The 11,614-nt window shown below is 72.4% G+C and carries 9 protein-coding genes and 1 pseudogene; 5 read left to right on the forward strand and 5 right to left on the reverse strand.

Going from position 1 to position 11,614, the window contains the following annotated elements; genetic code table 11:
* The 3 genes from GTW43_RS27100 to GTW43_RS27110 all read left to right on the forward strand — a co-directional run.
* Positions 1–1,059 (forward strand): family 1 glycosylhydrolase (locus GTW43_RS27100; protein WP_161304591.1); only part of this gene is annotated, 1,059 nt, incomplete at its 5' end.
* A 139-nt stretch (positions 1,060–1,198) separates the two neighbouring features.
* A complete protein-coding gene (aspT, locus tag GTW43_RS27105; protein WP_161304592.1) occupies positions 1,199–2,875 on the forward strand; it encodes an aspartate-alanine antiporter in 1,677 nt (558 codons plus the stop codon).
* Between the two features lie 68 nt (positions 2,876–2,943).
* Positions 2,944–4,593 carry a bifunctional aspartate transaminase/aspartate 4-decarboxylase gene (locus GTW43_RS27110; RefSeq protein WP_161304593.1) on the forward strand — a complete coding sequence of 550 codons (1,650 nt, stop codon included), beginning with the start codon at positions 2,944–2,946 and terminating at the stop codon, positions 4,591–4,593.
* A 131-nt stretch (positions 4,594–4,724) separates the two neighbouring features.
* Here GTW43_RS27110 and GTW43_RS27115 read toward each other — a convergent pair whose 3' ends face one another.
* The 3 genes from GTW43_RS27115 to GTW43_RS27125 all read right to left on the reverse strand — a co-directional run bounded on the left by GTW43_RS27115 (position 4,725) and on the right by GTW43_RS27125 (position 8,417).
* On the reverse strand, positions 4,725–6,206 hold the full coding sequence (locus tag GTW43_RS27115; RefSeq protein WP_161304594.1) for a cellulose binding domain-containing protein: 1,482 nt from the start codon (positions 6,204–6,206) through the stop codon (positions 4,725–4,727).
* Positions 6,207–6,318: 112 nt separating this feature from the next.
* A complete protein-coding gene (locus tag GTW43_RS27120; RefSeq protein WP_161304595.1) occupies positions 6,319–7,716 on the reverse strand; it encodes a HAMP domain-containing sensor histidine kinase in 1,398 nt (465 codons plus the stop codon).
* A complete protein-coding gene (locus tag GTW43_RS27125; RefSeq protein ID WP_161304596.1) occupies positions 7,713–8,417 on the reverse strand; it encodes a response regulator transcription factor in 705 nt (234 codons plus the stop codon). Before GTW43_RS27125 ends, GTW43_RS27120 begins: the two co-directional genes overlap by 4 nt.
* A 170-nt stretch (positions 8,418–8,587) precedes the next feature.
* Between GTW43_RS27125 and GTW43_RS27130 the strand changes: the two genes are divergently transcribed.
* Positions 8,588–9,121 (forward strand): hypothetical protein, encoded by a 534-nt coding sequence (locus GTW43_RS27130; RefSeq protein ID WP_161304598.1) that lies wholly within the window; start codon positions 8,588–8,590, stop codon positions 9,119–9,121.
* 15 nt (positions 9,122–9,136) lie between these two features.
* Here GTW43_RS27130 and GTW43_RS27135 read toward each other — a convergent pair whose 3' ends face one another.
* Entirely contained in the window at positions 9,137–10,024 is an 888-nt protein-coding gene (locus GTW43_RS27135) for a fused MFS/spermidine synthase (RefSeq protein WP_161304597.1), read from the reverse strand.
* Positions 10,025–10,057: 33 nt separating this feature from the next.
* Positions 10,058–10,456 carry a hypothetical protein gene (locus GTW43_RS27140; RefSeq protein ID WP_237536836.1) on the reverse strand — a complete coding sequence of 133 codons (399 nt, stop codon included), beginning with the start codon at positions 10,454–10,456 and terminating at the stop codon, positions 10,058–10,060.
* Positions 10,457–10,762: 306 nt separating this feature from the next.
* On the opposite strand from GTW43_RS27140, the pseudogene GTW43_RS27145 reads away from it, so the two are divergent.
* Positions 10,763–11,611: pseudogene (locus GTW43_RS27145) on the forward strand (hypothetical protein); the annotation flags it as partial.
* Positions 11,612–11,614: the final 3 nt, after the last annotated feature.

Below are 11,614 nucleotides of genomic sequence, written 5' to 3' on the forward strand. Positions count from 1 at the left end.
CTGTACCACTGGGACCTGCCGCAGGAGCTGGAGAACGCGGGCGGCTGGCCGGAGCGGGACACCGCCTACCGGTTCGCCGAGTACGCCGGGCTGGTCGGCGAGGCGCTCGGGGACCGCGTCGAGAGCTGGGTGACGCTCAACGAGCCCTGGTGCAGCGCCTTCCTCGGCTACAGCTCGGGGGTGCACGCCCCGGGCCGCACCGATCCGGCGGCCGCCCTTCGCGCCGCCCACCACCTCAACCTCGGGCACGGTCTGGCCACCTCGGCGCTGCGCTCGGTCCTGCCGGCCCGCGCGAACGTCGGGATCAGCCTGAATCCCAGCGTGGTCCGGGCGCTCACCGACTCCCCCGCGGACCTGGACGCCCAGCGGCGGATCGACGCGCTCGCGAATCGCGTCTTCACCGGGCCGCTCCTGAAGGGCGCCTACCCGCAGGACCTGATCGCCGACACCGCGCGCCTGACGGACTGGTCCTTCGTGCAGGACGGGGACACCGCCGCCATCCATCACCCCCTCGACTTCATCGGTCTGAACTACTACACACCGGCCGTCGTCTCCGGCCCCCGCGGTGACCTGGACGGCCCGAGGCTCGACGGTCACGGCGCCAGTGACCACTCGCCCTGGCCGGCCGCGGACGACATCGTCTTCCACCACGCACCCGGTGAGCTGACCGCGATGAACTGGCCGGTGGATCCGACCGGTCTCACGGACCTTCTCCTTGATTACACCGCTCAGGCCCCCGGGGTTCCGCTCTACGTGACGGAGAACGGCGCCGCCTACGAGGACACCGTCGGCGCCGACGGCACCGTCCACGACCCCGACCGCATCCGCTACCTGCACGCGCACCTGGGCGCCGTGCACGACGCCCTGCGCGAGGGCGCCGACGTCCGCGGCTACTTCCTGTGGTCCCTGCTCGACAACTTCGAATGGGCCTACGGGTACAGCAAGCGCTTCGGCGCGGTCTACGTCGACTACGCGACGCAGGCCCGCATCCCCAAGTCCAGCGCGTCCTGGTACTCCCAGGTCGCCCGCCGCGGGGGGCTGCCCGGGCTCGACGACTGATCCGGGCAGACCACGGTCCGGCCCGCGGGCCGGACGGGCCGGTGCGCGCTCCGATGGCGGAGTCGCGCACCGGCCCATACTTTCTCCCGTATGACCGAAAGATCCCCTCTGGTCGCCGCAGAGAAGCCCTGAGCGGCGCATGGGCGTACTCAAGGACCATCCGGAACTCGTCCTGTTCGCGAGTCTCGCGCTCGGCTACCTCGTCGGGAAGCTGCGTGTCGGACCGCTGACCCTGGGCGGCATCTGCGGGACGCTGATCGTCTCGCTGCTCCTGGGCGCCTGGACCAAGGCCCAGGTGTCCGACGACGTGAAGACGGTGTTCTTCGCGCTGTTCATCTTCGCCCTCGGCTACATGGCGGGGCCCCAGTTCTTCCGCAACCTCAACAAGAAGTCGCTGCGCTTCTTCGTGCTGTGCGGGATCGAGCTGGCCAGCGTCCTCGGCATCGCGTTCGGCCTCGCCAAGTGGTTCGACCTCGACGTCGGCACCGCCTCCGGCATCCTGGCCGGCGCCGCCACCGAGTCCGCGGTCGTCGGCACCGCCACCGAGTCCATCGGCAAGCTGAGCGGGCTCACCTCCGCCCAGATCAGCGAGTACCAGGGCAACGTGGCGACCGCGTACACCGTCTGCTACCTCTTCGGCCTGATCACCATCGTGCTCTACACCAGCCAGATCATGCCGATGATGATGCGCATCAACCTGCGCGACGCCGCCCGTGACCTGTGGGAACGCACCCGCAGCAAGGGCAGCCTCGAGGCGGACGAGCGGCCGGCCCTGCCGGGCACGGTCGGGCGCACCTATCTGGTGACGACCGCCGACGGGCGGACCGTGGGCAGCCTGGAGTCCGCGCTCGAGGAGCGGATCACCGTGGAGTCGGTCAAGCGCGGCAGCAGGCTCCTCACCCCGACGCCCGATCTCGAGCTGACCCTGTCCGACCTGGTGCTCGTGGTCGGACGGCGGGCGAACACGATCGAGGCGGGCCGGCTCATCGGCCCGGAGACGCCGGGCGTGCCGGGCCTCGACTCGCCGCTGGCCACCCGGCAGGTGTCGGTCACGGACAAGTCCAACGACGGCAAGACCATCGACCGGATCCAGGCGGAGAACCCCGAGTTCCTGACCGACGGCGTGTACATCACGGACGTCACGCGCAACGACCAGGACCTGCCCGCCACCGGGGACACCGTCGTGCACCGCGGCGACGTGCTCACCCTGGTCGGTGCCCGCTCGGGCCTGACCAAGCTGGTCGCCCGGCTCGGCTCCGTGGTGAAGAACGACGCCACCGACTTCATCTACCTCGGGCTCGGCATCGCGGCCGGTTCGCTGCTCGGGCAGGTCGTCGTCAAGTTCGGCGACGTGCCGATGTCGCTGGGCACCGGCGGCGGCTGCCTCATCTCCGGGCTGCTCTTCGGCTGGTTCCGCTCGCGGTCGCAGACCTTCGGCGCCTTCCCGCCGCAGGCCGCCACGACCATCAAGGACATGGGCCTCGCGGTGTTCATCGCCTGCACGGGCCTGGTCTCGGGGCCGCAGGCCTGGCCGCTCCTGAAGGAGTACGGCGCGCTGCTGCCGTTCGCCGGGATCGCGATGGTGCTGATCCCCGCGACGATCTCCCTCTTCGTCGGACTCAAGCTCCTCAGGATCGAGAAGCCGCTCCTGATCGGCGCGATCGCGGGCCAGCAGTGCTCCACCCCCGCGATCACCGCGGTCACCCAGGTGGCCCAGTCGTCGGTCCCGATGCTCGGCTACACGATCACGTACGCCCTCTCGAACTTCCTGCTGCCGCTGACGGGCCCGGTGCTCGTCGGTGTCCTGGGCCACTGAGGGACGGCCGGACGCGTCCGGAGCAGCCCAGGCAAGGCCCCCGTACGGCCCCACGTAAGGATGACACCGTGCCCAAGACGACGCTCACCCGCGAACAGATCCAGCAGTACGCGCAGTTGTCGCCGTTCGAGCTGAAGAACGTCTTCATCGAGCTCGCGGAGCGGGTCCAGGAGGATCTGCCCGGGCAGAAGGGCAAGTCGAGCGTCCAGATGCTCAACGCGGGTCGCGGCAACCCGAACTGGACGGCGACCGGACCGCGGGAGGCCTTCTACGCGCTCGGCTACTTCTCCCTGGAGGAGTCCCGGCGGGTGTGGACGGCCGACAACCTGGGCGGGATGCCCGAGCTCGCCGGGTCCTACGAGCGCTTCGACACGTTCGTGCGGCGCCACCCGGACCTGCCCGGCATCGAACTGCTGGCGCAGTGTGTGCAATTGGGCATCCAGCGGTTCGGCTTCGACAAGGACGCGTTCGTGCACGAGCTGACCGACAGCTCGGTCGGCGACACCTACCCGGTGCCGGACCGCATCCTGCACCACACCCAGGAGATCGTGCGCGGGTACGTCGCGCGGGAGATGTTCGACGGTGCGCCGCCGCCCGGGGACTTCTCGTACTTCGCGACGGAGGGCGGCACAGCCGCCATGTGCTACATCTTCGACTCGCTGATGAAGAACGGGATCCTGCACAAGGGCGACAGGATCGCGCTCATGGTGCCGGTGTTCACGCCGTACATCGAGATCCCCGAGCTCGACACCTACGAGTTCGACGTGACCTACGTCGAGGCCAGCCTGTTCGCCGAGGCGGGGGTGCGCGAGTGGCGCTACCCGCCGGAGGAGGTCGCCAAGCTCGAGGACCCGGCGATCAAGCTCGTGTGCCTGGTCAACCCGTCCAACCCGCCGTCCCTGGCTCTGTCGCAGCGCGTCGCGGACCAGATCAAGGACATCGTGGCGACGAAGAACCCGAATCTCCTCATCGTCACCGACGACGTGTACGGGACGTTCGTGGAGGGCTTCCGGTCCGTCGCGGCGGACCTGCCGCGCAACACGCTGCTGGTCTACTCGTACTCCAAGCACTACGGCTGCACCGGATGGCGGCTCGGCGTCATCGGGCTGCACGACGACAACGTGATCGACGAGATGATCGCCGCCCTGCCCGCCGGGGAGAAGGCGCGCCTCGCCAAGCGGTACGGGACGCTGACGCTGGAGCCGGAGAAGATCCGGTTCATCGACCGGCTGGTCGCCGACTCGCGCCAGGTCGCGCTCAACCACACGGCGGGCCTGTCGCTGCCCCAGCAGGTCATGCTGAGCCTGTTCTCCCTGTTCGACCTGCTGGAGGAGGGCCAGGCGTACAAGGAGCGGATCCGCGGGATCGTCCGGCAGCGGCTCGAACTGCTTCTGGAGGGCGCCCGGATGAAGATCGCCGACGACGCCCACCGGGCCGGCTACTACATCGAACTGGACCTGATGGCGCAGGCGGAGCTGGAGCACGGCAAGGACTTCGCGGCGTATCTGGAGCGGAGCTACGAGCCGATCGACCCGCTGTTCCGGCTGGCCGCGCAGACGGGTGTGGTGCTTCTCAACGGCGGTGGCTTCGAGGGCCCCCAGTGGTCGGTGCGGGTCTCGCTCGCGAACCTGGACGACCTGGACTATCTGAAGATCGGCCACCATCTGCGCGCGATCTTCGACGACTACGCGGAGGAGTGGCGCGCGAGCCGCGGCTGAGACGGCAGGAGCCCCGGCCGGGTGGGGGGTCGGTTCCGGCCGGGGCTCGTTCCCCCGTGGGTGTTGGTTCTGGGTGATGGTTCTGGGTGATGGTTCCGGGTGGCGGTTCGGCGCGTCGGCGGACGGCCCGGTCAGTCGAAGGCGACGAAGGCCTTCTGGAAGGCGTTCGCGGACTGCTCGATCGAACTGCACGTCGGCTGGGCCGAGTTCGAGGCGCCGCCCTCGCACTGCTTGTCGCGGGTCGCGGACCACATCGACAGGCCGCCCAGGCCCTTCTCCTCGGCGAACGAGACCAGCTGCGTGGCGTCCTCGACCGTGAAGACCTCGGACGCGACGTCGTTGACGCCGATCATCGGGGTGATCGCGACGGCCTTCCAGGCGGCCGCGTCGGACAGCCCGAGCGCGGACTTGATCTGGGCCTGGGTCGCGGTGGCGGCCTGCTCGGCGTAGTCGCCCATGTCGCCGCTGTAGGAGGCCCCGTAGTCCATCGCCATGATGTTGACGAGGTCGGCGGAGACGCCGTTGTCCTTGGCGTTCTTCAGGAAGTTCACACCGTCCGAGGTGAGGCCCTCGGGCATGACCGGCAGCGTGAAGGACACGTTGAGGTCCGGGTTGTTCTTCTGGAGTGTCGCGATGGCCTCGGCGCGCTTGGTGTTGGCGGCCGTGTCGGGCAGCGCGCCGCCCTCGATATCGAAGTCGACCTTGGTGAGGTCGAACTGGTCGATGACCTTCTGGTAGGCGGCGGCGAGGTCGCCCGCGGAGGAGCAGGCGAGGGCGAGTTCGGTGCCGGAGGCGCCGCCGAACGAGACGCGGACGTCGCCGCCCGCGGAGCGCAGGTCGCCGATCTGCGCGGCGACCTCGTCGCTGCCGAGGTCGGTCACGCCGCCCCACTTCGGGGAGCAGGAGCCGCCGGAGGTGACGAAGGCGAGGTTGTACTCCTTGACGCCGGACGCCTTGGACGAGCCCACCAGGTCGAACTTGGGGTACAGCGACGTGTCGACGTACGGCGCGAAGCCGGCGCCCGCCGCGGTGCCGGAGCCCGAGCCGCTGCTGCCGCTCGGGGACGGCTTCGAGGTCGCCGTCTCGGACGCGGACGGGGAGGCGGGCGCGGAGGCGGATCCGGTCGGGTCCGGGCTCGGGGCCGTGGAACCGGTCGGGCGGCCGGACGGCTCGGGGGTCGCGCCGTCGTCCACCGAGCACGTGGCGTCGTCGATGAGACAGGACGTGGGGGCGGCGTCGCCGGTGACGACGAAGCCGACCGTGACGGACTTCCCGGGGGCGAGGCCCTGCTTGTCCCAGGCGGCGGGCGTCACGGTGACGTGCCGCCCGGAGACCTTCGACTCCGCGTTCCACAGCGAGCCCAGCTCGGTGCCGGCCGGCAGGTCGAACTCGAGCGTCCAGTCGGACTGCGCCGTGTCGGTGCTGTTCGTGACGACGTACTGGCCGGTGTAGCCGCCTTCCCAGCTGCTGGTCTTCGTGAAGGAGGCGCCCACCGAGGCGGCCGACGCGCTGGAGGCGAAGAGGAAGGCGCCGCCGCCCACGACGGCCGCGGCGACGACGCCGCCTATCGCCTTGTTCCTGCCGCTGATCCTGCGCCGGTGCGTGCTGCTCATCGCGTGCCTGCCTTAGCTGTACGGGGGTTGTGGGGGTGCGGGCAGCACGCTAGCGATCCGGAATCGCTCAATTCGGGCAACAGGGAACGGGGTTGGTGATCTTAAAGTTGGCTTAAGGGAGGGATCGGGACCGGTTAAAGGTCGAGACCAGTCCCCTGCGTTCGCGGCCCCGGTGACCGCGCCGGCCGTGTGGCACCGCCCGCCGCTGGTCGGTCCCCACCCAGATCCGCACCTCGGTGCCGCCGAGCACGGACGCGCCGATACGGACGTCGCCGCCCGTCGACTCGGCGAGCCGGCGCACGATGTCCAGGCCGAGCCCGGTCGACCCGTCGCTGCCCGATCCCGCGCCGCGCGCCATGGCGGCCTCCGGATCCGCGATGCCCGGCCCCGCGTCCGAGACGAGGACGATGACGGCGTCCTCGCCGCTGTGCACGTCGACGGCGAACGCGGTGCCCTCGGGGGTGTGCCGGAAGACGTTGCCGAGCAGGGCGTCCATGGCCGCGGCCAGCTCACCGCGCGCCACCGGGATACGGACCGGCCGGTCGATCCCGGCGACCCGGACCTTGCGGGCCTCGTCCTCGGCGAGCGCCGACCAGAAGTCCATCCGCTCGCGGATCACCTCGGCGGCGTCGCAGCCCGCGCCGGGTCCGGCGGCCGCGGTCTGCGGCTTGGCGTCGCGGGCGGTACGGATGATGGTGTCGACCTCGCGCTCCAGCTGCTCGACGGCCGTCCGGGTCTGCTCGGCGGCGGGCCCGTCGCCGAGCGAGGCCGCGTTGAGCCGGAGCACGGTCAGCGGGGTGCGCAGCCGGTGCGACAGATCGGCGGCGAGCTCCCGCTCGTTGGCCAGGAGCTGGACCACCTGGTCGGCCATGGAGTTGAACGCGACGGCGGCGAGCCGCAGTTCGCTCGGCCCGTCCTCCGGCACCCGCGCCCCGAGCCGTCCGTCCCCCAGCTCGTGCGCGGCGCCGACGAGCCGCTGCGCGGGCTGCACCATGCGCACCCCGAGCCGGTCCGCGACCGCGACGGAGCCGATGATCAGGGCGATGCCGACGCCGGCCAGGACGATCCAGGCGGTCGTCACGCCGTTGGTGACCTCGCTCTCGGGCACGTAGACCTCGACGACGGCGATCTTCGCGGTGCTGATCCCGATCGGCTGCAGCCACACCGAGCCGCCGGGCACGTCCGCGGTCCTGGCCTGCCGGATGCCGTCGAGCCGGTCCGCGTCGACGCGCAGCCGGCCGAGCCGGATCTCCGGGTTGTCGCCGTCGGCCGGGACGTAGACCGACATGCGGTCCTCGCCGCCGGTCTGCGCGGCGGCCAGAGCGCGGGCCAGCTGGTCGCGGTTGGAGGTGATGGACAGGGTGGGGCCGAGACCGGCGGCGGTGCGCTCCGCGTTGGAGAACGCCCGGTCGCGTGCCATCTCCTTGATGACGAGGCCGAGCGGCACGGCGAACGCCACGACGACCATCGTCGTCACCGCCAGACACACCTTGACCAGCGCCCACCTCACGGGGCGGGCTCCGGGCGCGGGGGTTCGAGCTTCACGCCGACACCGCGCAGCGTGTGCAGGTAGCGCGGGCGGGCGGCCGTCTCGCCGAGTTTGCGGCGCAGCCACGACAGGTGGACGTCGATGGTCTGGTCGTCCCCGTAGCTCTGCTGCCACACCTCGGCGAGCAGTTCCTTGCGGGGGACGACGACGCCGGGGCGGCCGGCGAGGAACGCGAGCAGGTCGAACTCGCGGCGGGTCAGGTCGAGCGGCGTCCCGTCCAGCTCGGCCTGCCGGCGCAGCGGGTCGACGGACAGGCCGCCGACCCGGATGACGCGCGAGGGCGGCTCGGCCTGGGCGCTGCCCCGGGAGCGGCGCAGCACGGCGGCCATGCGCGCGGACAGGTGCTCGGGCGAGAACGGCTTGGTGAGGTAGTCGTCGGCTCCGTCGTTGAGCAGCCGGACGATCTCGGACTCGTCGTCGCGGGCGGTCGCGATGATGACCGGTACGTCCGTGATGCCGCGCAGCATCTTCAGCGCCTCGGCCCCGTCCAGATCGGGCAGCCCGAGGTCGAGGATCACGACGTCGAACCGGAGATGGGCGACCTCGCGCAGCGCCTCCAGGGCCGTGCCGACACTGCGCACCGTGTGGGCGGCGTCGGTCAGATGCCGGATGAGGGCCGAGCGTACGAACTGGTCGTCCTCGACCACGAGCACACTTGCCATGGGCGGCACCGTACGCCATCCGGGCGATCCCGGTCCTCTCCCGGGGCACGCGGGACAGGGGCGGCGCGGGTGGTGCAGTATGGCCCGCGATGCCATCGAAGCCTGCCGCGCCACCGCCGTCGCCGCCCGCGCCGGCGCGGGCCCCGGACACCCCGGGAGAGCCGCGCGCCGTGCGCCGCGGGCTGGTGCACTCGGTGGCGTGGCTGCTCGCGACGGGCGCCTCCGTGACGCTGTCGTGGTGGGGCGTGCACACCGTGATGGCGGGGACCGTCTACGACCCGCCGCGGGCGCTGCCGGTCGCCGCGGGCGCCTCGGCCTCGGCGCCGCCGCTGTCCTCCTCCACGCACCGACCGGAGCCGTCGCCGTCCCGCTCGGCGTCCGCGTCCCCGTCGGTGAAGCCGGGGCGGTCGGGGTCGACGCCGTCGCCGCACCGCACCGCACCCCCGAAGCCCCGCACGTCGGCGCCGGACGCGGCCTCCTCCGGGAACGTGAAGAGCTACGCGACGGCGGGCGGCCGGGCCGTGTTCGACCTGGGGACGTCGTCGGCGACGCTGCTGACGGCGACGCCGGACGCGGGCTGGTCGGTGCAGGTGTGGAAGCAGACGACGTGGATCCGCGTCGAGTTCACCTCGGGGGCGGACCGGGTGTCGGTGTTCTGCACGTGGCACGACCACGCCCCGACGGTCGAGGTCGCCGACTACTGAGCGCCGGGCGCCTGGTCAGCGGAACACGGAGGCCGGCGGCGCCGGGGACGCCTTCGCCGAGGCGTCGGTCACGGCGGCCGCACCGCCCGCGAAGTCGAGCACGGCGCGACCGTGCTCGACGCGCCCCGGGTGCGGATCGCCGGCCGCGCGCCGGGTCAGCTCGGCGACCGGCAGCGGCGCCGCGGACGCCACCAGGACCGCGTTCCCGAACCGCTTGCCGCGCAGCACCGTCGGGTCGGCGATCAGGGCCAGTTCGGGGAAGACGGCCGCGGCGGTGGCGAGCTGCCCGCGCAGGTGGGCCAGGGGCGGGCCGTCGGCGAGGTTGGCCACGTACGTCCCGGCGGGCCGCAGCACGCGCCGCACCTCGGCCAGGAACTCCGTGCTGGTCAGGTGGGCGGGGGTGCGGGCCCCGCTGAACACGTCCGCGACGAGCAGGTCCGCCCAGTCGTCGGGCAGCTTGGCGAGCGCCTCGCGCGCGTCGGCGGTGCGCACCCTGATCCGCGCGCCGGGGTCCAACGGCAGCGCGGTGCGCACGAGTTGGACGAGCGGGCCGTCGCGCTCGACGACCTGCTGGGTGGAGCGGGGCCGGGTCGCGGCGACGTAGCGCGCCAGGGTGAGGGCGCCGCCGCCCAGGTGCACGGCGTGGACGGGGCGCCCGGGGCCGGCGGCCAGGTCGATGACGTGCCCGATGCGGCGCTGGTACTCGAAGGAGAGGTGGGCGGGGTCGTCGAGGTCCACGTGGGACTGGGGCGCCCCGTCGATCAGGAGTGTCCATCCGGCGGGCCGGTCCCGGTCGGGTATGAGCTCGGCGAGCCCTCCGTCCACGCTCTCCACGACGGCCTCGCGCCCGGACCGTCCGCCTCCGTCGCCCTTGCGCCCCTGCTTGCCGCGTGACCTCGCCATCCGGCCATTATCCGCCGCCCGGAGCGGGGCGGCTCAGCGGTGGCTGTCGGCCGCCTCGATCAGCCGGGCCGCCTCGTCGAGGGCGGCGCGCAGGACGGCCGGGTCGGTGACGAGACCGGCGGTGTCGTCCTCCGGCGGCAGCAGCCAGTCGGCGCCCTCGTCGGGCGGCGCCAGGGCGGCGCCGCGGCCCTCGGTCCCCGTACACGCGCTGCCGGGGACGTCCCAGCCGTCGGCGGTGCCGGGCGGGACGAGGAAGCCGAGGGTGTCGCAGCCGCCGTCGTGCAGCACGGGGCCGACCGGCTCGGCGCGGCCGCGGCGCAGGATGTCGACCGCCTCGAGACCCTGCCGGGCCGGGACCGTGACGAGGTCGCACGCGCCGGGCGGTGGCTCGCTGTGCTCCTCGGTCGGCCTGTGCCGTGCCGTCGACGTCATGGGCTGTACCGACGTCATGGGCTGTGCCGCGTCCAACACCTCGGCCCCTCCTGGTTCGTGGGGATACGCCGCATGGTTCAACGCCGTCCCCGTGTCAACAGCTACGGCGCCATGCCGCCGCAAAGGATGGCAGTTCATGGCAGATGTCGGGTGAGATATCCGGTTTGTAGCCAAACACAGCGTGTCGTCGTCGTGACGGACGGTACCTTCGAGCCTCGCCGGGACGAGGGGGTCGAGCGGTGCGGGGCATGCGCCCGTCCGACGATCCCCCGCCGCCCGGCACGGTTCGCACGGGAGGACCCGCCCATGAGCTCGTCGCCGTATCTCTCGAACGCCCCGGCGCCGCAGACCCCGCGGCCGAACCTCGCCTTCCGGGAACTGCGCGGACAGCGCTCCCCGGGCGAGTTCGCCGCCGCGGTGCGCCGCGCGGCGCGCGAGATCGACGAGCGGGTCAGCTGCGACGCGCGCTACATCGGACGCGTGGAGGCCGGCGAGATCCGCTGCCCCAACTACGCCTACGAGCGGGTGTTCCTGCACATGTTCCCCGGCCGGTCGCTGACGGACCTGGGCTTCGCGCCGCGCTCCGCGGTGCGCGGCCGGGCCGCCCGTCCGGAACCGGCCGCCCCGCACGACCCGGCGGCGCACGACCCCGCACCACGACACGACCACCCACCCCACGCGTACCCGCACCACGAGTACCCGCACCACGAGGAGAGCGACGTGCGGCGTCGCGCATTCATGACCGGCATGACCGGCTCGACGGCCACCGTGGCCGTCGCCGCCCTGACGCCCTTCGGCGTCCCGCTCGGCAGCGCGGCGCAGGACGCCCCGCTGGAGCGGCACCCCGCACGGGCCGGGGTCGGCGCAGTGGAAGAAGCGATCCGCCGGATCCGGCTGCTCGACGACCGGCACGGCGCCGACGGCCTGTACCGGCGCGCGGCGGCGCCCCTGCGGACCGCGTTCGAACTGCTCGACGCGGGCGGCGCGCCGCCGGAGGACATCCGGCGGCTGCAGACCGGCGCCGGTGAACTCGCCATCTCCGTGGGCTGGCTGGCCCACGACTCGGGCCGCTTCGACGACGCCCGCTCGCACTACGCGGAGGCGCTGGCCACGGCCCGGATGGCGGGGGACGAGGCGCTGGAGGCGCACGCGTTCTGA

The organism is Streptomyces sp. SID5785, assembly GCF_009870065.1.
Classification (GTDB): Bacteria; Actinomycetota; Actinomycetes; order Streptomycetales; family Streptomycetaceae; genus Streptomyces.

Bases quoted from the DNA above. Each gene is read 5' to 3' on its own strand.
- GTW43_RS27115 (WP_161304594.1), bottom strand. From the start codon at position 6,206: ATGAGCAGCACGCACCGGCGCAGGATCAGCGGCAGGAACAAGGCGATA.
- aspT (WP_161304592.1), top strand. From the start codon at position 1,199: ATGGGCGTACTCAAGGACCATCCGGAACTCGTCCTGTTCGCGAGTCTC.
- GTW43_RS27135 (WP_161304597.1), bottom strand. From the start codon at position 10,024: ATGGCGAGGTCACGCGGCAAGCAGGGGCGCAAGGGCGACGGAGGCGGA.
- GTW43_RS27125 (WP_161304596.1), bottom strand. From the start codon at position 8,417: ATGGCAAGTGTGCTCGTGGTCGAGGACGACCAGTTCGTACGCTCGGCC.
- GTW43_RS27140 (WP_237536836.1), bottom strand. From the start codon at position 10,456: ATGACGTCGACGGCACGGCACAGGCCGACCGAGGAGCACAGCGAGCCA.